At 57.8% G+C, this 23,059-nt stretch carries 22 protein-coding genes; 7 read left to right on the top strand and 15 right to left on the bottom strand.

Annotated features, from left to right (window positions below; translation table 11 throughout):
* The first annotated feature begins 17 nt into the window (after positions 1-17).
* Both I2I05_RS04895 and bshA read left to right on the top strand, forming a co-directional pair.
* A complete protein-coding gene (locus I2I05_RS04895) occupies positions 18-746 on the top strand; it encodes an outer membrane beta-barrel protein (RefSeq protein WP_196281110.1) in 729 nt (242 codons plus the stop codon).
* A gap of 146 nt (positions 747-892) precedes the next feature.
* Positions 893-2,029 (top strand): N-acetyl-alpha-D-glucosaminyl L-malate synthase BshA, encoded by a 1,137-nt coding sequence (gene bshA, locus I2I05_RS04900; protein ID WP_196281111.1) that lies wholly within the window; start codon positions 893-895, stop codon positions 2,027-2,029.
* A gap of 135 nt (positions 2,030-2,164) precedes the next feature.
* Here bshA and I2I05_RS04905 read toward each other — a convergent pair whose 3' ends face one another.
* Entirely contained in the window at positions 2,165-2,701 is a 537-nt protein-coding gene (locus I2I05_RS04905; protein ID WP_196281112.1) for a DUF7935 family protein, read from the bottom strand.
* Between the two features lie 230 nt (positions 2,702-2,931).
* Here I2I05_RS04905 and I2I05_RS04910 point away from each other — a divergent pair, with 230 nt between their 5' ends.
* From I2I05_RS04910 to I2I05_RS04925, 4 genes are all read left to right on the top strand, one after another.
* A complete protein-coding gene (locus I2I05_RS04910; RefSeq protein WP_196281113.1) occupies positions 2,932-3,279 on the top strand; it encodes a HesB/IscA family protein in 348 nt (115 codons plus the stop codon).
* A gap of 116 nt (positions 3,280-3,395) precedes the next feature.
* Positions 3,396-5,591, top strand: a complete 2,196-nt coding sequence (locus I2I05_RS04915) for a penicillin acylase family protein (RefSeq protein ID WP_196281114.1) — start codon at positions 3,396-3,398, stop codon at positions 5,589-5,591.
* Between the two features lie 53 nt (positions 5,592-5,644).
* On the top strand, positions 5,645-5,836 hold the full coding sequence (locus I2I05_RS04920) for a hypothetical protein (protein ID WP_196281115.1): 192 nt from the start codon (positions 5,645-5,647) through the stop codon (positions 5,834-5,836).
* Positions 5,837-6,255: 419 nt separating this feature from the next.
* On the top strand, positions 6,256-8,355 hold the full coding sequence (locus I2I05_RS04925; protein ID WP_196281116.1) for a heavy metal translocating P-type ATPase: 2,100 nt from the start codon (positions 6,256-6,258) through the stop codon (positions 8,353-8,355).
* A gap of 44 nt (positions 8,356-8,399) precedes the next feature.
* Here I2I05_RS04925 and I2I05_RS04930 read toward each other — a convergent pair whose 3' ends face one another.
* From I2I05_RS04930 to I2I05_RS04970, 9 genes are all read right to left on the bottom strand, one after another.
* Positions 8,400-8,834 (bottom strand): GNAT family N-acetyltransferase, encoded by a 435-nt coding sequence (locus I2I05_RS04930; protein WP_196281117.1) that lies wholly within the window; start codon positions 8,832-8,834, stop codon positions 8,400-8,402.
* Between the two features lie 53 nt (positions 8,835-8,887).
* Positions 8,888-9,523, bottom strand: coding sequence for a hypothetical protein (locus I2I05_RS04935; protein ID WP_196281118.1), 636 nt, complete (start codon positions 9,521-9,523; stop codon positions 8,888-8,890).
* Positions 9,524-9,552: 29 nt separating this feature from the next.
* On the bottom strand, positions 9,553-10,431 hold the full coding sequence (locus I2I05_RS04940) for a ChaN family lipoprotein (protein ID WP_196281119.1): 879 nt from the start codon (positions 10,429-10,431) through the stop codon (positions 9,553-9,555).
* A gap of 152 nt (positions 10,432-10,583) precedes the next feature.
* Positions 10,584-11,972 carry an ABC transporter permease gene (locus I2I05_RS04945; protein WP_196281120.1) on the bottom strand — a complete coding sequence of 463 codons (1,389 nt, stop codon included), beginning with the start codon at positions 11,970-11,972 and terminating at the stop codon, positions 10,584-10,586.
* Positions 11,973-12,136: 164 nt separating this feature from the next.
* Positions 12,137-13,075, bottom strand: a complete 939-nt coding sequence (locus I2I05_RS04950; protein ID WP_196281121.1) for an ABC transporter ATP-binding protein — start codon at positions 13,073-13,075, stop codon at positions 12,137-12,139.
* A 51-nt stretch (positions 13,076-13,126) separates the two neighbouring features.
* Entirely contained in the window at positions 13,127-13,762 is a 636-nt protein-coding gene (locus I2I05_RS04955; RefSeq protein ID WP_196281122.1) for a hypothetical protein, read from the bottom strand.
* The gene (locus I2I05_RS04960) at positions 13,762-14,271 is read right to left on the bottom strand and encodes a sigma-70 family RNA polymerase sigma factor (RefSeq protein ID WP_196281123.1); all 510 of its coding nucleotides are present in this window, start codon (positions 14,269-14,271) and stop codon (positions 13,762-13,764) included. Before I2I05_RS04960 ends, I2I05_RS04955 begins: the two co-directional genes overlap by 1 nt.
* Positions 14,272-14,512: 241 nt before the next feature.
* Complete coding sequence (gene dnaJ / locus I2I05_RS04965; protein WP_196281124.1) at positions 14,513-15,652, bottom strand: molecular chaperone DnaJ; 1,140 nt, start codon at positions 15,650-15,652, stop codon at positions 14,513-14,515.
* Between the two features lie 43 nt (positions 15,653-15,695).
* Positions 15,696-16,283: a nucleotide exchange factor GrpE gene (locus tag I2I05_RS04970; protein ID WP_196281125.1), complete on the bottom strand. Its 588-nt coding sequence runs from the start codon at positions 16,281-16,283 to the stop codon at positions 15,696-15,698.
* Positions 16,284-16,424: 141 nt separating this feature from the next.
* Here I2I05_RS04970 and I2I05_RS04975 point away from each other — a divergent pair, with 141 nt between their 5' ends.
* The gene (locus I2I05_RS04975) at positions 16,425-16,898 is read left to right on the top strand and encodes a DUF3592 domain-containing protein (RefSeq protein ID WP_196281126.1); all 474 of its coding nucleotides are present in this window, start codon (positions 16,425-16,427) and stop codon (positions 16,896-16,898) included.
* A 125-nt stretch (positions 16,899-17,023) separates the two neighbouring features.
* On the opposite strand, the gene obgE is transcribed toward I2I05_RS04975, so the two are convergent.
* The 5 genes from obgE to I2I05_RS05000 all read right to left on the bottom strand — a co-directional run bounded on the left by obgE (position 17,024) and on the right by I2I05_RS05000 (position 22,967).
* Complete coding sequence (obgE, locus tag I2I05_RS04980) at positions 17,024-18,082, bottom strand: GTPase ObgE (protein ID WP_196281127.1); 1,059 nt, start codon at positions 18,080-18,082, stop codon at positions 17,024-17,026.
* A 165-nt stretch (positions 18,083-18,247) separates the two neighbouring features.
* Positions 18,248-18,874, bottom strand: coding sequence for an adenylate kinase (locus I2I05_RS04985; RefSeq protein WP_196281128.1), 627 nt, complete (start codon positions 18,872-18,874; stop codon positions 18,248-18,250).
* Positions 18,875-18,948: 74 nt separating this feature from the next.
* Positions 18,949-19,488, bottom strand: coding sequence for a hypoxanthine phosphoribosyltransferase (gene hpt, locus I2I05_RS04990; protein ID WP_196281129.1), 540 nt, complete (start codon positions 19,486-19,488; stop codon positions 18,949-18,951).
* A gap of 229 nt (positions 19,489-19,717) precedes the next feature.
* Positions 19,718-21,982: a sodium-translocating pyrophosphatase gene (locus I2I05_RS04995; RefSeq protein WP_196281130.1), complete on the bottom strand. Its 2,265-nt coding sequence runs from the start codon at positions 21,980-21,982 to the stop codon at positions 19,718-19,720.
* A gap of 70 nt (positions 21,983-22,052) precedes the next feature.
* Entirely contained in the window at positions 22,053-22,967 is a 915-nt protein-coding gene (locus tag I2I05_RS05000; RefSeq protein WP_196281131.1) for a M20/M25/M40 family metallo-hydrolase, read from the bottom strand.
* Between the last annotated feature and the right edge of the window lie 92 nt (positions 22,968-23,059).

The raw sequence follows: 23,059 nt of genomic DNA on the forward strand, positions 1-23,059 counted from the left end.
TTTAACTGCATTGCTCCATGAAACTACTGACTACTTCTGTATTGGCCATCGTTTTGAGCGCGGCCACGGCCTCGGCCCAACCTTCTTTCAAGCTGGGCCTGCGCGGCAGCGTCAACCGGGCCACTACCACCCTTGACCCGGCCAACACCGGCACTCGCTTCTCCAATTTTAGCTACTCGGCTGATAAGTCCGCCATTTATGCCTGGCAGGCGGGGGCAGTGCTGGAAATAGCGTTCGACAGGTTTGCCCTGCAACCGACCCTGTTGTTCTCACAAAAAGGCGAGCAGTTTGATGCCGCAACTTCCATGAGTGGCGTCGCAGGCGTGAGCGGTTCCAATACTCACAGCACCAACCGTTACAATTGGCTGGAGTTGCCCGTGAACGTGGTTTACTCTATTAGCAACTTCCAGCTATTTGGGGGGCCTTACGCGGCGTTGGGCATAGGAGGCCGGCGGCGGGGCACTACGCTTAATTATTCTCCATTCGTCAAATTTGCGCCGCTCCATTTCAACGAGAAAATTCGCTACGGCTCCGACACCGACAACTCACGCGTTGACGCGGGCGTGAACGTGGGCATTGGCTATCGACGGGGCCCCGCGCAACTACAAGTGGCTTACCAGTTAGGTCTGGTCAATCTCCATTCTTCCGAGCCTTCTCTTCTCTACGATTACGGCCATGATTTCGCTCGCGACGCGGCTTACAATCGAGGAATCCAGCTTACGGGCACCTACTTCTTCGCTCTCTAGCGGCTTGGGAAAATACTTGACACAGGAAATAAGAGCAACTATCGGCGCTGGTTGGGGTATTTACCAACAATTTCGCGTCGACGCCAACATCCCGGGCCAAATCTGGTTAGGCAAAACGCGAGGCCCATTTTCGCGTTAGCTCTCCTATGAACATCGGCATCGTTTGTTATCCCACGTTTGGCGGCTCCGGCGTGGTGGCCACTGAATTGGGCAAAGCCCTGGCCCAGCGCGGGCACCGGGTACACTTTATTACCTACAGCCAGCCGGTGCGGCTGGATTTCTTCAACGAAAACCTCTTTTACCACGAGGTGTATGTGCCGGCGTATCCGCTCTTCCAGTTTCCGCCTTATGAGTTGGCGCTGACCAGCAAGATGGTTGACATCGTGCAGAACGAAAAGCTCGACGTGCTGCACGTGCACTATGCCATTCCGCACGCTTCGGCGGCGTTTATGGCCAAGCAGATTTTGCGAGCCCGGGGCATTCAGATTCCGGTGGTGACCACGCTACACGGCACCGACATCACGCTGGTGGGCAAAGACCCCAACTTTGAGCCGGTGGTGACCTTCAGCATCAACCAGAGCGACGGCGTTACGTCAGTTTCGGCTGACTTGCGACGCGAAACCTACGAGTACTTCGCGGTGGAAAAGGACATTACCGTCATTCCCAACTTCATCGACCTTTACCGCTTCAAGAAGCAGGAAAAAGCGCATTTCCGCGCCGCCATTGCGCCCGAAGGCGAAAAACTGTTGATTCACACCAGCAACTTCCGCACCGTGAAGCGCGTAGAAGATGTGCTCCGGATTTTTGTGGGCGTGCGGAAGCAAATTCCAGCTAAGCTTCTGTTGGTAGGAGACGGCCCGGACCGCTCGCGCATGGAAAAACTGGCCCGCGACCTCGATGTGCACCGCGACCTGCGCTTTCTGGGAAAGCTCGAAGCCGTGGAGGAAGTGCTGAGCGTGGGGGACTTGTTCCTGATGCCGTCGGAAAACGAGAGCTTCGGCCTCGCGGCCCTCGAAGCCATGGCCTGCGAAGTGCCTGTGGTGAGCACCAATGCCGGCGGCATTCCCGAGCTCAACGTGCACGGCGTAACGGGCATGATTAGCGAAATCGGCGACGTGGAAGACATGGTCAAAAACGCCCTTTTTGTGCTGGACGACGAGAACCTACCGCGTTTCAAAGCCGCCGCGCGCGCGCGCGCCGAGGAGTTTGCTGTGGAGAAAATTGTGCCGCTGTATGAGGAATGCTACCAGCGCGCCATTGAGGCGGTGGGCATAACGGTGTAACTGCAAGCAATTCATTTGACCAAAGCAATAGCTTTGGTCATCAAAAAGCCCAGCCTCAATGCAAAGGCTGGGCTTTTTGATGATGGGTTGGGCAAAGCATGATGTGCTGTCGAGCATCAAAACAGCTACTGCACTTTAAAACAGCCCAGCCGCTTCGTTCTTTACCACGGCCAGTGCTTGGGCAGTAGGCTCGGCGCCATCCATCATCAGGCCTTCTAGGATGCGCTTGGCGAGTTCGGTGCCGCGGGCCTGGCCGGGGTTCTGGATGCCGTGGAAGGCCCGGTTTACCATCGTGAGCACGTTTTCTTTGGCTTCTTTGACCATGGTCCAGGCGTCGCCGGAGATGTAGAGCTGCTGGGAGAGGTTGTGCTCGTACTCGGCCCGGATTTCCTGCTGGAGCAGGCGGTGAAAGTCGGGCGCGGATTGGCCGGCGCTGCTCAGGCGCACCAAGATATTATTGGGCGAAATGCGCTCCAGGAACAGCACCACTCGCTCGTAGGCCTGCAGGCGCAGGGGCAGCGTGGTTTTGTTGCTCTCCAGGCGTAGCTCAATCAGGCGGCGCTGCTGTTCTTTTTCCAGAAATTGCTTGAAAAGCACGTAAATGGCACCGGCTACGATGAGCGCCGGCAGGATAATTTTGAGCAGGTCGAAGAAATAAGTGGTTGAATCCATAAGAAACCTACGGTGAGACGGTGAAGAGCGGTTGATACCAACCTGCGAACGAAATTGTTGCCGGTTTATGCGAGCAGCGCCACATGCTGGCCTGGCGGGCAGCGGCCGCAAACTTACGCCGTGAACCACTGCCCCCCAACTGCTGTTTCTTTCGCAGACGCGGTGCCGCGAGCTACTCCGGCGGCCGCTGTATCTTTGTCGTCCACCTCGTTCTAAATCGTCTTTTAATTATGGCTTCCGTTGCCACCCTCGCTCCCATTAGCCTCACCGACCGCGCGGTGGTCGAGGTGAAGAATATCATTCAGGAAAAGAACGTGCCCGCCGATTACGGCTTGCGCATTGGCGTGCAGGGCGGTGGCTGCTCGGGCATGAGCTACCTGCTCGGCTTCGACAAAGCCAAGGACGCGGACGAAACCTACGACCTCGACGGCCTGAAACTCATCATGGATAAAAAGCACGCCATGTACGTGCTGGGCATGGAAGTTGACTTCCAGGACGGCCTCAACGCCCGCGGCTTCGTCTTCAACAACCCCCAGGCCAAGAGCACCTGCGGCTGCGGCTCGTCGTTCTCGGCGTAAACCGCAACGGCTGGCCGCCTCGGCCAATTATGCTGATATGTAGGAAAAGCCCCGGCCATATGGCCGGGGCTTTTTCGTTTACTTTCGCAGCGGCTATCACTTCAATTCCAGACCTTATGCGTCCATTGTTTCTGCCGTTTTTCTTGTTGACAACTTTCTCGGCCCAAGCGCAACAATTCAGTGCGCCGGAGCTAGCCAGTTGGAAGAAGCAAGCCCAGCAAATCTCCATCACCCGCGATACCTACGGGGTGCCGCACATTTATGGAAAAACCGACGCGGACGCGGTATTTGGGCTGCTCTACACGCAGTGCGAAGACGATTTCGACCGGGTGGAGATGAATTACCTCGATGCCATTGGCCGCTTGGCCGAGGTGGAGGGCGAGGCCGCACTATACCACGATTTGCGCGCCCGTCTCTTCATGGACAGCACCCAGGCCATCGCTATTTACAAGAAGACGCCGGTGGAAATGAAGAAGCTGCTGGACGCCTTCGCGGCCGGCACCAACTACTACCTGGCCACCCACCCCACCGTGAAGCCCAAGCTGCTGCGCCGCTTCCAGCCCTGGATGCCGCTCATGTTCAGCGAAGGCAGCATTGGCGGCAACATCAGCGTGGTGAGCATCGAGCGGCTGAAGGCTTTTTACAGCCAGAAGAAATCCAGCTCGTGGATTAATGCCGACTTCGAGAAGCGCGAGCGGGAGCCGGTGGGTTCGAATGGGTTTGCCATTGCGCCCGGCAAAAGCGCCAGCGGCAACGCCTTGCTGCTCATCAACCCGCACACGTCGTTCTACTTCCGCTCGGAAGTGCAGATGGTGAGCCAGCAGGGCCTGAATGCCTACGGCGCCGTAACCTGGGGCCAGTTTTTTGTGTACCAAGGCTTTAATGAAAATTGCGGCTGGATGCACACCTCCAGCCAGGCCGACTCAATGGACGAGTACCTCGAAACCATTGAAAAGAAAAACGGCGGCATTTTCTACAAATACGGCGGCAAGCTGCGGCCCGTGAAAGTTGAAAAAGTCTCCCTCCCCTATCGTGACGGCGGCAAAATCCTGCGCCGGGAATTTGCTATATACCGCACCCACCACGGCCCAATTGTGGGCCAGAAAGCCGACAACCAGTGGGTGGCGGTGCGCATGATGAACGAGCCGCTGGCCGCCTTGCAGCAGTCGTACCTGCGCACCAAAGCCACCGGCTACGCCAGCTTTCAGGACGTGATGAAGCTGAACGGCAATGCCTCCAACAACACCGTGTTCGCCGACAGCAAGGGTAGCATCGCCTATTGGCACGGCAACTTCATGCCGAAACGCGACGCCAAGTTCGACTGGAGCCAACCCGTGGACGGCAGCAACCCCGCCACCGAATGGAAAGGCTTGCACGGCGTAACGGAGCTGGTGCAAGTGCACAATCCGGCCAGCGGCTTCATCCAAAACTGCAACTCGACGCCGTTTACCGTGGCGGGGTCCAGCAGCCCGGCGCCCGCTAAATTCCCCTCGTACATGGCGCCCGACGCTGAAAACTACCGCGGCCTCAACGCCGTGCGCGTGCTGGGCAACAAGCCCGTTTTCACGCTCGACACCCTGATTGCCGCTGCCAACGACCCGCACCTCACCGCCTTCGACGACATGCTGCCGGCCTTGCTCACGGCCTACCAGCCCACTTCCGTTGAGAAAACCAACGCCCCGGCCATGGCTGAAGCCATTGAAGTGCTGCGGGCCTGGAACCACAATTACAGCACTACTTCCGTGGCCCAAACCGTGGCCATTTACTGGGCCGAGCGGCTGCTGGCCAAAGCCCGGGCCCGCGTGCCCGCAGCCCAGCCGCAACTCGACTACATCAGTTTCACCAAGTTTGCGCTGGCCAACACCAGCCCGCCGGAAAAAGTAGCGGCCTTAGCCGAAGCCCTCGATGACTTAACCCGCTATTTTGGCACTTGGAAAACGCCTTGGGGCGACATCAACCGCTTCCAGCGCCTAACGGGCAATATTCAGGAAACTTACGACGACCAAAAGCCCAGCCTGCCCGTGGCTTTCACGTCGTCGTCGTGGGGGTCGCTGGCCGCTTTTGGGGCGCGGGCTTACCCGGGCACGAAGAAGCGCTACGGCACCGTGGGCAACAGCTTCGTGGCCGTAGTGGAGTTTGGGCCGCGCATCAAGGCCCGTTCCGTGGTAACGGGCGGTCAGCACAGCCGCCCCGGCCAGTCGCACTTCACCGACCAAGCCGACTTGTACACCACCGGCCGCTTCAAGGAGGTGCGTTTTTACCCGGAAGACGTAAAAGCCAACGCCGAAAAAACGTATCATCCGGGCCAGTAGCAAGCAGCTGCGGAGGCAACCGGCATCACTCGCTCACTTTAATTCAGCACGCCATGGACATCAAATATCTGTCGGACGAGAAAGGCAAAATAACCGGAGTGTTTATTCCGATTGAAGACTGGGAACAACTTCAGAAGGAGTATAAAATCGATGTAAAGGCAGCGGCCGACTCTGGCGCCAAGCTGCAGCAGTCGCTGACGGAAGCGATGAAGAAAGTCAAGCCCGAAACAGGCGACGGCAAATAGCACAACACGCAAAAAAAGCCCCAGCCTGAATTGGCTGGGGCTTTTTTTGGTTAACAATTCGAGAGACTTTGCGCGTGTTTGGAAGTTAAAAGAAACATGGTTCCCGTCCTGCTGAGCGCAGTCGAAGCACCTCTACCGCTTCATTGAGTCACTATGGAGTAGCGATGCTTCGGCTGCGCTCAGCAGGACTCGGAATTTAAAAACTTAGAAATAGATGGCATTGGCAGAGGGAGTTATAGCATAAGGCAAATTTTCCATGGTGAATGGTGGCCTTTACCCAATATCCAAAACCCAATGAAATTACAGCGTTGCCAGCCCGGCTACTAATGTCGAGCCTAATTTGCTGCTTCTGAAAAAAAGCGCGTAAGAGGACTTGGCGAACCGCCCCGCGCCAACGCCTGACTAGCCCCGACAAACGAATGACTGATTCCTCCGATACCCGCGAAGAGTTGAACACTGCCAAGCAGGTGAAGCCCGAAAACACGGGCGCCCTCACCCGCGACCAACTCACCCCGGATGCCGCCGCCTCGCCGCAGGGGCACGACGTGCCGGGCCACGACCATGCGCCGGCCCTGCCCCAGCCCAAACAGCAGCCAGCGGCCCCGGAAGAACACGCAGGCCACTCGCACGACGGGCATTCCCATGGCGCTGACTCCACGGCCAACCCCTACCTGTGGCCCGGTGTGAGCTTGGTACTGTTGCTAGTGGGGCTGGTGCTGGACTATTTTCCAGAAGAGGTGCCCTTTTTCACGGGCGTTGTGCGGCTGCTCTGGTACGGCGTGGCCTTTGTGCTCGTGGGCTGGAAGGTGATTCGCTCGGCCATCCAGAGCATTCCGTCGGGCAATGTCTTTAATGAATTTTTGCTGATGAGCCTGGCCACCATCGGGGCGTTTGCCATTGGCGAGTACCCGGAGGGCGTGGCGGTGATGTTGTTCTACACCATTGGCGAACTGTTTCAGGACGCGGCCGTGAACCGGGCCAAGCGCAGCATTCGGGCGCTGCTCGAAATTCAGGCCACCGAGGTAACGGTAGTACGCGGCGGTCAAACGTTGGTATTAGCGCCCAGCCAGGTGCAGCTCGGCGACGTGGTCGAAGTGAAGCCGGGCGCCCAGGTTCCGCTCGATGGCATTCTCAGCACGGGCCCGGCCAGCTTCAACACCGCTGCCCTCACCGGCGAATCGGCTCCGCAAACCAAGCAGGTGGGCGAGGCCGTGCTGGCCGGTATGATAAACCTGAAGCAATTGGTGCAGCTCACCGTGACGGCCACGTACCAGGACACCAAGCTGGCCCGGATACTGGCCATGGTGCAGGACGCGGTAGCCCGCAAGGCCAAAACGCAGCAGTTCATCACGCGCTTCGCCCGGATTTACACGCCCATTGTGGTGGCGCTGGCCGTGCTGGTCATCGTGGTGCCATACTTCGTGGCAGACGATTACGTGTTTCGCACCTGGCTCTACCGGGCCCTTATTTTCCTGGTCATCTCCTGCCCATGCGCCCTCGTGGTGAGCATTCCGCTGGGCTATTTTGGCGGCATTGGGGCCGCGTCGCGGGCGGGTATCCTGTTCAAAGGCTCCAACTTTCTGGATGTCATGCGGGAAATCGACACCGTGGTAATGGACAAGACCGGCACCCTCACACAGGGGGTGTTTGCCGTGCAGCAGGTGCAGCCAGCCCCGGGCACAGCTGCGGCCCAGCTGCTGCGGCTGGTTGGGGCGCTGGAAGCCAAATCAACGCACCCCATTGCCCAAGCCGTGGTGGCGCACGTGGGCACGGCAGCGCAAGGGGTCCGGGTTGAGGAAGTGGAGGAAATTGCGGGCCACGGCCTGCGCGGCCAGGTTGAGGGCCAGGAGGTGCTGGCTGGTAACACCCGGCTGCTGGCCAAATTTAACGTGCCCTATCCGGCCGAAGTTGATCAAGTGGTAGACAGCATCGTCGTCGTTGCCATCGAAAGGCAATATGCCGGCTACCTCACCGTGGCCGACGCGCCCAAGGCCGACGCCGCCCAAGCCGTGCGCGAGCTCAAAGCCGACGGCATTACCAAACTGGTGATGCTTTCCGGCGACAAAGACAGCATCGTGCAGCGCGTGGCCAAGGAGTTGGGCATTGCCGAAGCCCACGGCAACCTACTGCCCGAAGACAAAGCCCGCTATGTGCAGCAGTATCTCAGTGCGGGACGTCGGCTGGCCTTTGTGGGCGATGGCGTGAACGATGCGCCCGTGGTAGCGCTGGCCGACGTGGGCATCGCCATGGGCGGCCTCGGCTCCGACGCCACCATCGAAACCGCCGATGTTGTGATTCAGACCGACCACCCCAGCAAAATTGCTACTGCCCGCCGCATTGCCCGCGCCACCCATTCCGTGGTGTGGCAAAACATCTGGCTGGCCTTTGGGGTGAAGGCCGTGGTGCTGGCGCTGGGAGCGGGCGGATTGGCCACCATGTGGGAGGCTGTGTTTGCCGATGTGGGCGTGGCGCTGCTCGCGATTTTAAACGCCGTACGCATTCAGCGCATGAAATTTTAGCGGCCTTCTAAATACTGATTATTAATCGGCACTCCTGCCAGCGGCTACTGCTCTTTGCGGTTCGCTTCTAACTCAAACCTCACCTCCCCATTTGCCCGAGTGCCCGTTTGCTGCCACCCGGCCTTACGGTAAAAGGCTTCGGCCCGCGTACCGGGGGCGGTGCCCAGCCACACGGGCTCAGCGGTTTGGCTGAAGTACCAGTGGAGCATGGTATCGTGCAGGGCCCGGCCGATGCCCTGCCGGTCGAAAGCCGGGTGCACGAACAGCGCCCAAATGTTGTGGCCCTGCAAATCGGCAATGGCGAAGCCCACAATGCGGCTTTCAACCTCCGCCACCCACCCTTGCCCCCGGTGCGTGAGGTACTCCACGTAGTCTTCGTAGGTCACCGCGCCCGGGGTGTTCAGCGCGTTTTCTTTCACTGAAAGGCGCACCTCGGCCATCAGCGGAATATCGGCAATCCGGGCTTCTCTAAGCAGCATAACATGAAGTAAATGGCGTGATTAAAGATACAAACTGTACCGGCTTTTGGTACCTAGCCGAAATCATAGGGATAACCGATGGCCTGCAAGTCCTCTTCTAGCTGCGCCCAGTCGGCCACCTCATCCACAATACCCAGGACGGTGGCCTTGGTGAGCGTTTCGCCCTGATAAATCTTGGCAACAGCTGCCACGTCCATCGGCGAGCGGTCGGTTTCTTCGCCGTAGTACTCGTCGGCCCACTCCGCGTAGGTTTCGGGGTTGCCGTCGAGCATGAAGAGCAGCTCTTCGGAGCCATCGTCCTCGTTTTTTACCAGGCCGGTTTGCCAGCCGTGCGCGGCGGTGTACCACAGGCAAAAAGTGGTACCAATGGAATTGACTGGCTCGCCGAAGATGAAATCGTCGAAATACTCCGGCAGGCCGCGCGTGACCTGGGTTTTGTCGGGCTGGTCGTAGCCGTCGAGGTAGCCGTTGATTACGCAGCCTTCCGGGCGAAACAAGATGAGCATCTGGTCGCCTTCGCCGTCGCTCACTTCCAGCACTTCTTCATTTTCGCCCCACACCGCGTTATAGGTGTAGTAGCGGTATTCGAGCTCCGGCGAATTGATGGCATCAAGCACGGCCAAGGCCTTGCCGATTCTTTTCAAATTAGCGGCATCAAGCAGCCCGTGGTAGTCTTGGGTCGAAATCATAATAGAAGGAAAGAGGTGATGCGCCTCGCTTAATAGGACTTAATCATGTCGGCCGGCACCACCACCACAAAATCGGCAATGTTCACCTGTTCCTTGTCCAGCTGCTGCAGCTGTTCCTGGCTCACCACGCTTAGGGTGCGCACGCGCAGCTTGGGCGCGTACTGGCGCAGGTATGCCCCAATGCCGTCGTGGTGGTCGGAGTGGTAGCTGCCGTTGAAATGCAGCAGCGTTTGCCCCTCCTGCCGGCTGGTGCGGATGAAGTGGGCCATGGTAGCATCTTTCAAAGCCTGGGCCTGGATGATGTTCTGGGCGCCTCCGCCGTGGGTTTTGCTATCGCCGCCAAACATGGCGGCCATGTTCTTGTAGCCCGGTAGGTCGTAGTCAACCTTCAGCGGCAGCGGTGCCAGCAAGGCGCGGTCGGTGGCGGGCAGCTTGTCCAGCGCCTTGAGGCTGCCCCGGGCCACGGCTTGGGCAAAAGGGCGCGGCGCATTGGTACCGATGACGGAAATTTTGTTTTCGCGGGCAAATAGCAGCAGCGGACGGTAGTCGGTGTCGTAGTTGGGCCACGGGCGGGCTTGGCGCTCAAAGGCGGTATCGGCCAGCGCGCCAGTGGCGTATTGAGATACCAGCGGTTGCACGTCGCGCTCAAACATTTCCATGCCCAGCACCAGCTGGCCGGGCTTCTTGAGTTTCTGGAGGTCCTTGGCCACTTGCAGCTCCAGCCAGTGGGCCATCACGTCGTTGTGCTGCTCGCCGAAGAGCACGACGTCGGCCTGGGCCAGGTCGGTTAGCATCTGGTCGTAGTCGGCTGGCTGGCCGGCGGCGGTGAAGAGGCGGTAAGCCGGCCGGTCGCCGGTGAAGGCGAAACCAGTGCAGGCAAAACAGAGAATCAAAAGGAAACGGGACATTGAAACCATGGTTAAAAATGAACGTCATGCGGAGCTTGCCGAAGCATCCCTCCTGCATTAGTCATTAGAGACTACACAAGAGGGATGCTTCGGCAAGCTCCGCATGACGTTCAAAGTTCAGCGCTATGGCGCTAAAAGTTCGTCAAGGACTCTTAGCCTTTATAAAACATCCACTTGCCCAGCTCTTTGTAGGTCACTTTTTTGCCATACATGAGCACACCCACGCGGTAGATGCGTGCTGCTACCCACACCGTGCCGATGAAGCCGAGTATAAGCAGAACGATGGACAAGGCCAGCTGCCACATGGGCACCCCAAACGGCAGCCGAATAACCATGGCAATAGGCGACGTGAAGGGAATCATCGACATCCAGAAGGCCACCGGGCCATCGGGGTTGCGCAGAATAACCGAGACACCCACGATATAGCTCAAGATGAGCGGCATGGTGATGGGCAGCATGAATTGCTGGGTATCGGTCTGGTCGTCCACGGCGGCACCCACGGCCCCAAACAGCGCGCCGTAGAGTAGGTAGCCGCCTAGGAAGTAGATGATGAACCCAAACAGAATGGTACCAAGCGGCAGGTTAGCTAAGATTTCGAATGCTTTGAAACGACCCGTCATCACTTTGACGGAGCCTTGCTCGTTCATTTGCTGTTCAAATTTTTCACCGCCGGATTGCGGGCCGTTGTCCATGTTGTTCGGATTAGCCTTCGCGCTGGTGGCCATTTCGGTTTTGGCCTTTTTATCCATTTTGCTCACCAGCAGGGGTGCTATTACCGAACTCACGCCAAACGACAGCAGTCCCCAGAGCAGAAACTGGGTGAGACCCACGGCCGCGATGCCCACAATCTTGCCCATCATCAAATCAAACGGCTTCACCGAAGACAGCATTACCTCCATAATACGGCTGGACTTTTCCTCCCCTACCCCGCGCATAATTTGCACGCCGTAGATGAAAATAAACAGGTAAATGGCCAGCGCCAGCACGTAGGCCATGCCCGATGTGGCCAAGGCGTTGCTGTCGGCTTCTTTGCCGGTGTCATCCAGGCTAATGGCCTGCAGGCTTACCTTGGAGCGCAGGCGGTCAAGCTGGTCCTGTGAGAGGCCCGATTTCTGCATCTTCAGCTCCGAAAAAGCCTTGTTCAAGGCGGTTTCCACGGCCTGTTGCTTCTTCAGACTGATGTTGCCTTTCCCGTAGAACTGCACTCCTTCGGGCTTTTCCACGTCGAGCCCAGCGGGCAAGTATAGTAAGCCGGCGTGCTTGGCTTTCTGAAAGGCTTTTTTGGCCTCGGCCAACGTGCCAGCGGATGGTTCGAACTGTAGCTGTGTGGAGTTGGCCAGGCGGCTGGCGATGTTCAGGCCGCTGTCGTCGCGCACTTCCACCACGTCGGTAGAGTCGTTGTCGGAGCTAGCCACTTTGACCACGATGAACCCAAAGGCGGCCATCAGCAAGGGCACCGCGAGCGTGAGAACAATAAATGCTTTTTTGCGAACGCGGGTTAAGTATTCGCGTTGGGCAACGAGTAAAAATTTGGAAGCCATGAGGTTATTAGTTTTGTCATCCTGAGCATGTCGCGAATCAAGCGAGGTCGAAGGACCTTATCGCGCCCATATTGCTGGAATTTGAATTGCAAGCGGAAGCAGCCGTAAGTAATATGCCTCCTTGGCTGACGCCGACCTTCGGTTCGTCAGCCTGACAAACGATTTTAAACGGTTTCCTCAACCAGCGACTCCGGCATGGTTTCGCGCACGCGGCGAATGAAGATTTCGTTGATGCTCGGAATCTGCTCGCGGAAGGACTCAACTTCCACATTGGCAATGAGGTAGCGCAGCAGGTCGTTGGGCCGCACGCCGGCGTGCAGCTGCACCCGGGCATAGAAATGGCCGTTTTCGCGCTCCATTTGCTCCACCACTTCAAAATCGGGGTGCACCAAAATGAGCTTGCCCTTGCCCTCCACGACGTAGGTATTGGTCTTAAACTGGTCCCGAATCAGGCCAACGGGCCCATCGAGCACCTTGCGCGAGCGGTTTATCAGGGCAATGTTGTCGCACAATTCCTCCACCGATTCCATGCGGTGCGTCGAGAAAATGATGGTGGCGCCCTGCTTGCGCAGTTCCAGAATTTCGTCCTTAATCAGGTTGGCGTTAATCGGGTCGAAGCCCGAGAACGGCTCATCCAGAATAATGAGGCTGGGCTGATGCATCACCGTGGCAATGAACTGCACCTTCTGCTGCATGCCTTTGCTCAGGTCCTCCACGTTTTTATTCACCCAATCTTTGAGCTCGAACCGCGCTATCCATTGCTTGATGCGCTGGGTGGCATCGGCCTTCGTCAGGCCGCGCAGCTGGGCCAGGTACAGCAGCTGCTCGCCCACTTTCATCTTTTTGTAGAGGCCGCGCTCCTCCGGCAAGTACCCGATTTGAGCCGCGTGCTCGGGCTTGAGCCGCTCCCCGCGGAAGCGGATTTCGCCGGAATCAGCCCCCGTAATCTGGGTAATGATGCGAATGAGCGAGGTTTTGCCGGCGCCGTTCGGCCCTAGCAACCCGAAAATACTGCCTTCCGGAATGGCAAGGCTCACGCCGCTGAGGGCCACGTGCGCGGCGTAGGCCTTGCGCACGTCAATGGCTTCAAGAATAGGTTTCACAGAAAAAGAAGGTTTGGTTAACGGGTTAAATGTAGAAGAATGTCGCTGATTTTAAGCAGTGGGCTCGTCGCGCAGTTCGTGCAGGCTGGCTTCGAGGCGGTCGAGGTGCCGCCCGTAGAGGCGCTGCAGGTACAAGCGCGTGAACCACCGCAAGCCGAAGAAAGTGAGCACTCCCACCGCGATGTAGATTCCTAGTAAAATACCCATGGATAGCAGCAACTTCTGCCCTTCCAGCTTCTGCATCAGCTTGGCGGCGATGAATACCAACCCAATGCCAAAGGAAACCGGCAACGACCACATGGTAACTTGGTAATACAGCTGCACGAGCCTGCGCAAGCTGGCCAGCTGCCGGGCCACGTAGTCGCGCAGGGCCCCGCTGGAGTCGCTCAGGCAGCGCAGCACGGCCAGCTTGCGGCGGTAGTAAAACCCGCTGAACACGCACAACACAATGAGCCAGCCGAGCAGGGCTTGCGTGAAGGCTTCCGTCGTGAAAGGCAGCACCACCAGACTCCCCAGCAAACACACCGCCATAAAGCCCATTTCAAACCAGACATTGCGGCGCATGCGGCTCACGGGGTTGCGCGAGCCACGGGCCAGCAATTGAGTCAGCGCAGCAGTGTCGAGCGCGGGTGGCGCCTCGGCGGGCGCCGGCTGCTGCCACTGGCGGCGGAGGTCATCGAGTTCCATCAGACGGTGTGGAGTAAAAAGGAGCGAAGTTTTTCCTGCACGCGGTGCATTTTCACGCGCACATTGTTTTGGGTAATGCCCAGGATGTCGGCCATTTCATCATAGGGCCGGTCTTCGAGGTAGAGCAGAATAAAGGCCTTGTCCACTTCCGATAACCGGCCAATGGCTTGGTACAACGCCGCCCGGTCCTCGGCATCGGGGCCGGTTTCCGGCGCCAAAGCCACGGCCAGCGCCTCGGCGTCCAACTCGCCCGGTGCGGGGCGGCGGGTGCGCTGGCGCAGGTTCGAAATGGCCACGTTCAGGGCAATGCGGTAGAGCCAGGTGCTGAGCTTGACGCCCGGCTGCGGCACATAGCGCGGCCATGCCCGCCACAATTGCAGCACCATTTCCTGAAACAAGTCTTGGCGGTCTTCGGCGTCCTGACAGTAGAGGCGGGATACGCGCCGCAGCAGCGGCTGGTATTCGTTCAGCGCGGCAACAAAATCAGCAGACGGGACGGCGGCGGCCATGCGGCGGGTAAGAGTTTTTCAGGGAGTGAATCGGCGGCAGCGGCGCGGCATTACACCCGCCAGTGAAAATTTCCGCAATAACTACAATCGGCTGTCATCCTGAATGCACTGAAGCACCTTATCACGTCCGAACGACTTGTTTATGCTTAACAAGGTGCTTCACTGCGTTCAGCATGACCCACGAAAAAAGCCCCGCCTGACCAACGGCCAAACGGGGCTTTTCAAAACGACGCTTCGAGACTTACGCGAAGTACTCTTTTACTTTTTCAAAGAAGCCTTTCTCGTTCTTACCAGGGTGCGGCGTGAAGTTGTCCGAGTCGCGCAGCTTTTCCAGCAGCTCGCGCTCCTGGTTGCTCACGTGCTTGGGCGTCCACACATTCAGATGGATTAATTGGTCGCCGCGGCCGTAGCCGTTCAGGTCCTTGATGCCTTTGCCGCGCAGGCGCAGGATTTTACCGGGCTGGGTGCCAGGGTCCACCTTGATTTTCACTTTGCCCTCGATGGTCGGCACTTCCAGGCTGGCGCCCAAGGCGGCATCTACAAACGAGATGTACTGCTCGAACATGATGTTGTTGCCGTCGCGCTTCAGGAATTCGTGCGGCTCCTCTTCGATTTGGATAAGCAAATCGCCGGGCACCCCGCCGCGCTCGGGGTAGTTGCCCTTGCCATTCATGCTCAGCTGCATGTCGTTGGCCACCCCAGCAGGGATGTTAATGGGAATAACTTCCTCGTGCAGCTGCCGGCCTTCGCCTTTGCACACGTCGCAGGTGCTCACAATGGTTTTGCCCTCGCCGTTGCAGGTGGGGCAGGTGCTGCTGCTCACCATCTGGCCGAGCATGGTGTTCACCACGCGCTTGGTTTGGCCCTGGCCCTGGCAGGTGGGGCAGGTTTTGAGGTCGGTGCCGTTTTTGGCCCCGGTGCCGCTGCACGGCTGGCAAGCCACGTAGCGTTTCACCTTGATTTTTTTCTCGACGCCGTTGGCAATTTCCTCCAGGTCAAGCTTCAGCTTGATGCGCAGGTTCGAGCCCTTGCGCTGGCGCCGGCCGCCCTGGCGCCCGCCGCCAAAGAAGCCTTCGAAACCGCCGCCGCCACCAAAAATGTCGCCGAATTGCGAGAAGATGTCCTCCATGTTCTGCGGGCCGCCGCCATTGCCGCCCATGCCCTGGTGGCCGTACCGGTCGTAGCGCGCGCGCTTATCGGCATTGCTCAGCACCTCGTAAGCTTCGGCCGCTTCCTTGAACTTGTCCTCGGCGGTCGGGTCGTCAGGATTCTTGTCGGGGTGGTACTTAATGGCCATTTTGCGGTAGGCCGACTTGATAACGTCGCCTTCCGCATTCTTGGCAATGCCTAGTATTTCGTAATAATCGCGCTTGGTTGCCATCTTCTTCTAATAATTATCGGGGGCCTAATCTTCGCAAAGATACTTACTGCCCCAACACAACCTTGGCGTGGCGGATAACCTTGTCGCCCAAATAATAGCCCTGTTCCACCACATCCACGATTTTCCCTTTCAGGTCGTCGCTGGGCGCCGGAATTTGGGTAATGGCCTCGTGCAGTTCAGCGTCGAAGTCGCCGCCCTTCGCCTCCATTGCGGTCAAACCCTTTTGCTGCAAGGTTTTGTTCAGCTTGGTCTGAATTATTTCGATGCTTTCACGCACGGCGTTCGCATCGGTGGTCTCGGCGGTGGCATTGCGGGCGCGCTCGAAGTCGTCGAGTACGGGCAGCAAGGCCGTCATCAACTCCTGGCTAGCGGTTTTGAACAGTTCAATTCGCTCCTTAGTTGTGCGGCGCTTGTAGTTTTCAAACTCTGCCGCCAGGCGCAAGTACTTGTCCTTGAGTTCGGCTAGCTCCGCATCGGTGCGGGTAGCCTCGTGGTGGGGAGCAGCCGTCGCCTCGGCGCCGGTTTCAGTGGCAGCGGTATTTTCGCCGTCACCATCGGCCATTTCGCCAGCTACGTGCGTGGGGTCGGCGGTCAGGTTGTCGTCCTGGGGCAAGTTCTTATCGTCAGCCATTTTAGGAAATATTCGTCGGAATGGGTTTTTCACGGTGTTAGCCGGTTTGTCAACTGGCGGGCACAAGGAACTTGCCAAAGGGCTGCGGGCTGCCATAGTGGCATTAGAAGCTAATAAATAGTCGACGCTATATTTACAGCGATGAAATACAAATGGGCTGGCCTATTAGCAGGTTCCATCCTTGTGCTCTTTGCGGCTCTAACAGCGCGTACAATGAGTTCGGATTTCGCGGGCCTACTCGCTTATGCCTTCATTTTTGCTGGTATTCCCTATACTTTTTACAAAACGTTTCCATCAAGGCTAGGCCTACTTATCGCAGTTTCACTACCTATTGCATTAGGAATGTCTTGGGGAAGATGGGTCGACTTCTTAATACAGAAACAGCTTAAAAAGGAAGGTATTGCTACAACCGGAGTCGTAATTGCTGCATGGGAATCACGTACTCGCTACGGTGGTAAGGAAAAGCTGTTTAGAGCTAGTTTCCGGAGCCAATCGGGTAACCACCAAACCACTTCCTTCGGAAATAGAAACAACCTTCAAAAAGGTGACTCTGTCATCGTGCGATATGCTTTTTCGAACCCTAGCATCTATCACATCGAAGGATTAGATAATTGATGATTTTCTAATCGTGCATCGACTGCTATAAATGATGCTCTTAAGTTACACGATGTTCTAATTCATCAGGCTAGAAAACAAAATAGGCAACGCTTACTGCAGCAGTTTCTGCCTAATTGAAAGCGTTAGGACGCCCACTCTTCGCGCTCTTCCTCGCCGAAACCTTCGCGCTTGGCCGGCGCAGCATTCTTGCGGTTTTCCTCCAACACCTTCCAAATCATGTCCTTCAGCTGCATGATGTTTTTATTCGTCAGGCTGGAAATGAAGATGGACGGAATATCTGCTGGCAAAGTCTCCCGAATTTCAGCCTCCAGTTCCTCGTCAATCATGTCAGACTTGGTGATGGCCAGCAGGCGCTTCTTTTCCAGCAATTCGGGGTTAAATTGTTCCAGTTCCCCCAGCAGCACCTGGTACTCGGCCGCAATGTTGGGGCTGTCGCAGCTTATCATGAAGAGCAGCGTAGAGTTGCGCTCGATGTGGCGCAGGAAGCGCGTACCGAGTCCTTTGCCCTCGGCTGCGCCCTCAATGATGCCAGGGATATCGGCCATCACGAAGGATTTGTAGTCGCGGTAGGCCACCACGCCCAAGTTCGGCACCAGGGTGGTGAAGGCGTAGTCGGCAATCTTGGGCTTGGCCGCCGATACTACTGACAGCAGGGTGCTCTTGCCCGCGTTGGGAAAGCCCACGAGGCCCACATCGGCCAATAGCTTCAGTTCCAGAATGATGATGGCCTCGATAGCCGGCTCGCCAGGCTGCGCGTAGGTGGGCGCCTGGTTGATGGAGTTCTTGAAATGGTCGTTGCCCCAGCCGCCGCGCCCGCCGGGCACGAGAATGAGGCGCTGGCCGTGTTCCGTGATTTCGAGCAAATGGGTGCCATCAGGGTCGCGGGCCACGGTGCCGAGGGGCACTTGCAGCACGATATCCTCCCCTTGCGCGCCGCTGCGCAGGTTTTCGCCCCCACCCTCACCGTCTTTGGCAAAAACGTGCTTTTGGTATTGCAGGTGCAACAGCGTCCAGAGTTGGGAGTTGCCTTCGAGGATGATGTGACCACCGCGGCCGCCGTCGCCGCCATCGGGGCCGCCGTTGGGCAGGCCCTTGGCCCGGAAAAAGTGGTGCGAGCCCGCGCCGCCTTTGCCCGAACGGCAGATGAGTTTAACGTAGTCGATGAAGTTATTAGAAGCCACGGGAATGGGGGTATTGAGTGTAAAAAACTGTCATCCTGAGCGCAGCGAAGGACCCTAGTCCCGCCGAACGATTTGCAGTAACGCTAAACCGTGCAAGCGTGCTAAGGTCCTTCGCTGCGCTCAGGATGACAGTTGCAATAAAACAGTCGTGTTAAAAACGTAAAGTTACGCTTTCACCTCTTGAGTTGCCTGGGCCGGGCTTTCGGGCGCGGCGGGCTTGTGCTGGTCGATAAGACCGCAGATTTGGCTGAAGATGGTGTCAATCGGACCAATGCCATTGATGGCGTGGAATTTATTCTGGGCCGCGTAGTAGCCCGCTACCTGAGCGGTTTCGGTGTTGTACACCGTCACGCGGCGGCGGATTTTGCTTTCGTCCTGGTCGTCGGGGCGGCCGCTGGTTTTGCCGCGCTCGAGCAGGCGCGTCACCAGTTCCTCCTCTCCTACTTCCAGCGCAATCATGCAGTTGATGCTGCTATTGTGCTGCGCCAGCAATTGGTCGAGGCTCGCGGCTTGGGGCACCGTGCGCGGGAAGCCATCGAATATGAAGCCGCCAGCCGTGGCTTTGTTGGCTTGCAGGGCACTGTCTATCATGCCAATTACTACGGCATCGGGCACCAGCAAGCCTTCGTCCATCAGCTTTTTAGCAGTGAGGCCGAGCTCGGTGCCCTGGGTAATCTGGGCCCGGAGCAAGTCGCCAGTGCTGAGGTGGACGAGGTTGTATCGGGAAATGAGTTTTTGGCTCTGGGTTCCTTTACCGGCACCGGGCGGGCCGAACAGCACGATATTCAACATGAATAGAGAAGTTGCGCGAGGGGAAAGAGGAAGGTGGGTTTGGGCAAGTTAATCAATCGTTACCAAAAGCCGGGCTACACGGCCACGTACACATCGGGTAGGTTGCGGCCCAAGCCGTCATAGTCAAGGCCGTAGCCCACCACGAAGTCGTTGGGAATTTCGAGGGCCACGTAGCGCAGGGCAATTTCGTGACGCAGGCTTTCCGGCTTGAAAAACAAAGTGGCGATTTCGACCGAGGCCGGGCCGTTGGCCTGCAGTTTGGGCACGAGGTGGTGCATGGTGGTACCGGTATCCACAATGTCTTCGACAATGATGAGGTGGCGGCCTTGCACTTCTTCGCGCAACCCCAGGATTTCCTGCACCACGCCGCTGCTGTCCGTGCCTTCGTACGAGGCCACCCGGATAAAGACGATTTCGCAGGGCCCGGCAATGCGCTTGAGCAGGTCGGAGGCAAACATAAAGGCCCCGGTGAGCACCACCACAAACAGCGGCTCGCGCCCGGCATAGTCGGCGCTGATGCGGGTAGCCAGCGCGGTCACGGCCTCATCCAGTTGGGCAACCGATAAATACGGGCGGAAAGCTTTGTTGTGGATGGTGATGTGGGAGTGACCCATGCGGCGCGGGAAGAATGAGGTGCAAAGCTACTGATTGAACCACGGATTGGTTACTGCCACTCTTCCATCGTTTGGCTTTTGCCGAGGCTGACGGTGGTCAAATACGCTTTTACATCGGTACCATCAATAAAAAAGGCCACCCGTTAGAGTGGCCTTTTCTGGCTTGCGTAAGGTCACGCCGCTTTTCCTTAGAAATCAAAGGGCGACGTAGCCACTTGATAGTGCGCTACTACTTCACTTCCCTCAGCGCGGTATAAATCACCCGCATGGCGGTTGGGGCGAAGTTATCGGCAAAACGCACGTGCGGGCGAGCTGCAACTTCGTTCCGCTCATTTTCCAGCTTCACCGGGGCCACGCCACGCTCCCCGCCTTTCTCGGCAATGTGCGGGGCAATCACCAGCGATACGATGCTCATCAGCTTGATAAGGATGTTCATGCTCGGGCCGGAAGTGTCCTTGAAGGGGTCGCCCACGGTATCGCCGGTTACGGACGCTTTGTGTGCGTCCGAGCCTTTGTACTGCATCACGCCGTTTACTAGCACGCCTTTTTCGAAGGACTTCTTGGCGTTGTCCCAAGCGCCACCGGCATTGCTCTGGAACATGGCCATGAGCACGCCGCTCACCGTGACACCAGCCAGCAAGCCACCCAATACTTCGGCCGAAGACGCATTCGAAAACAGTCCGCGGCAGCCAAATCCTACGATAATTGGCGTCAGCAAGGCAATGGCACCCGGCAGAATCATTTCCCGAATAGCGGCCTGCGTGCTGATGGCAACGCACTTTTCGTACTCCGGCCGGCCCGTGCCTTCCATGATACCCGGAATTTCGCGGAACTGACGGCGCACTTCCTGCACCATGGCCATGGCGGCTCGGCCCACGGCCGCAATGGCCAAAGACGAGAAGATGAACGGAATCATGGCGCCAATAAATACGCCCGCCAGAATCGGCGCTTTGCTAATATCAATGGAGGTGATATTGGCCGTACCCATGAAGGCTGCGAACAAAGCCAACGAAGTCAGCGCCGCCGAGGCAATGGCAAAGCCTTTACCGGTGGCCGCGGTGGTGTTGCCCACGGCGTCCAGAATATCGGTCCGCTCCCGCACTTCTTTGGGCAGCTCGCACATCTCAGCAATTCCACCGGCGTTGTCGGCAATGGGGCCGAAGGCGTCAATGGCCAATTGCATGGCAGTGGTGGCCATCATGCCAGCCGCCGCAATGGCTACGCCGTAGAGGCCCGCCGCTTCGTAGCTTAGTACAATGCCTGCGGCCAACACGATGATTGGGAGCACTGTGCTTTCCATGCCTACTGCCAAGCCGCCGATAACAGTGGTGGCGTGGCCGGTGCTGCTTTGCTGCACGATACTGTTCACCGGGCGCTTGCCCATGGCGGTGTAATACTCGGTGATGATGCTCATCAGCGTACCCACCACAAGGCCGACGATAACAGCATAGAAGATGCCCATAGCATCGAACGACACCCCGCGAATGGTGAAATTGCCCGCAGGCATAATCCACATTATCAAAAAGTACGAAGCCACTGCCGACACCACTACGGAAATGTAATTGCCCGTATTGAGGGCTCCTTGCACGTTGCCGCCTTCCTTTACACGCACACACAAAATGCCGATGAGCGAGGCAATGATGCCCATGCCCGCAATGGCCATCGGCAGAAAAATGGGCGAAAGACCACCGAACTGGTCGTTGGTCACGGTTACTTCGCGGCCCAGCACCATGGTGGCCAGAATAGTGGCCACGTAGGAACCGAACAGGTCGGCGCCCATGCCGGCTACGTCGCCCACGTTGTCGCCCACGTTGTCGGCGATGGTGGCGGGGTTGCGGGGGTCGTCTTCCGGAATGCCGGCCTCTACTTTGCCCACGAGGTCAGCGCCCACGTCGGCGGCTTTGGTGTAGATGCCGCCGCCCACGCGGGCAAACAAGGCAATGCTTTCGGCCCCGAGCGAAAAGCCCGTGAGCACCTCCAGCGCTTTCACCATTTCCTCGCCGTTGGCCAGGCCGCTGGGCACGAACATTTTATAGAACACAATAAACAGTGAGCCCAAGCCTAGCACCGCCAGACCGGCCACGCCCATGCCCATCACCGAGCCCCCGGAAAAGGAAACGTTCAGCGCGGTGCTGAGGCTGGTTTTGGCAGCTTGGGCGGTGCGCACGTTGGCTTTGGTGGCAATTTTCATCCCAATGAAACCGGCCAACGCCGAGAACACGGCGCCAATCAGAAAGGCGATGACAATGACGGGGCTGGAGTTGCCGCTGGCAGTACCCAGGTAAAAAAGGAAAGCGCCAGCAATTAACCCGAAAAGGGCCAGCACTTTGTATTCCGCTTTGAGAAAGGCAATGGCACCATCGGCGATGTAGCCGGCGATGGTCGTCATGCGCTCGTCGCCGGCATCCTGCTTGGATACCCAGCCGGCGCGCAACCACGTGTACAGCAACGCAAATACGCCCAACGCGGGCACTGCGTAAAGATATGGGGTCATAAGAAGCAAAAAAGGGTTGATGAAAGAACTTGTAATTAGCAAGCAAGGGTGCCAAAGATATAGGGCGGCATTACAATTCTCGCATCAAAACCTGATAAAGCGCTAGCATGCTGGCAATGTCCCGCTTATCCACCAATTCGTCGGGCGAATGCACATGGTCTTCGGGCGCCCCGATGAAGCACCAATCCCAGGGCGCGGCGGCATGCTGCAACTCTTTGGCATCGGAACCGCCGCTGCCTTCCACTTCCAACTGGTGGGGAATGCCCGACTGCGCGGCAATGGCCCGGATGCGGTCCACGTAGGCCCGGCGTGGAATCAGGGAATCGCGCAGCGAAATGGCACACCCTTGGCCGGCATGCACACCTTCGGTCACCCACGTGATGTCGGATATCAGCGCCTGCCGTACGCCGTAGGTTTCGTTGATAAACTTCGCCAGATAGGCAACCGAGCCACCGCCGTGCTCTTCCCAGCAGGAAAAAGCCACAATGCCATGCTCCAAGGTTTCGCAGAGGCGCAGCGCGTTCCACACCCCCAAACGGTTATCTAAGTAGCAACTTTGGATGGTAGTTTCGGTTTCGCGGAAGTCGCAATAGAACGTGAGCTCCGTGCCGCGGTCAATATCCCGGTGGAACGCGTAGCCCAATTCCCCGGTTTCCTCGGCTATGGTCAATGTGCAATCTATGTCTCCTTGCGAATCGTGCCCCACCAACCGGTAGCCGGCCTCGGCTTGGGGACCGCCAATTCGGACCAGTTGCTTGCCGTAGCGTACGGTAAAGCCGATGCTGTCGAGGTGGGCAAAGACGGCCGTGCGCGGCTGGCCAAAGACCAACAGCAAGCAGTCCTGGAACCGGTCCTCGGCGATGATGACCGGCTGGTGCTGCCAAGCGGCCTTGGCTTGCTGCACATAATCGAGCACAAAGCGCTTAAGAGCCACTTCGTTGCCAGCGGGTGCCGCAGTACGGCAAAGGGATTGCAACAGGTGCATGGGAAAAGGGAATTTCGTCCAAAGCTAGACCAAACTCCGTACTTTAGCAGGCCCGTTTGCCCTACCCTGAATTTGGATGGGACACGGCTAGG

This window comes from Hymenobacter jeongseonensis, from assembly GCF_015694725.1.
GTDB classification, from domain to species: domain Bacteria; phylum Bacteroidota; class Bacteroidia; order Cytophagales; family Hymenobacteraceae; genus Hymenobacter; species Hymenobacter jeongseonensis.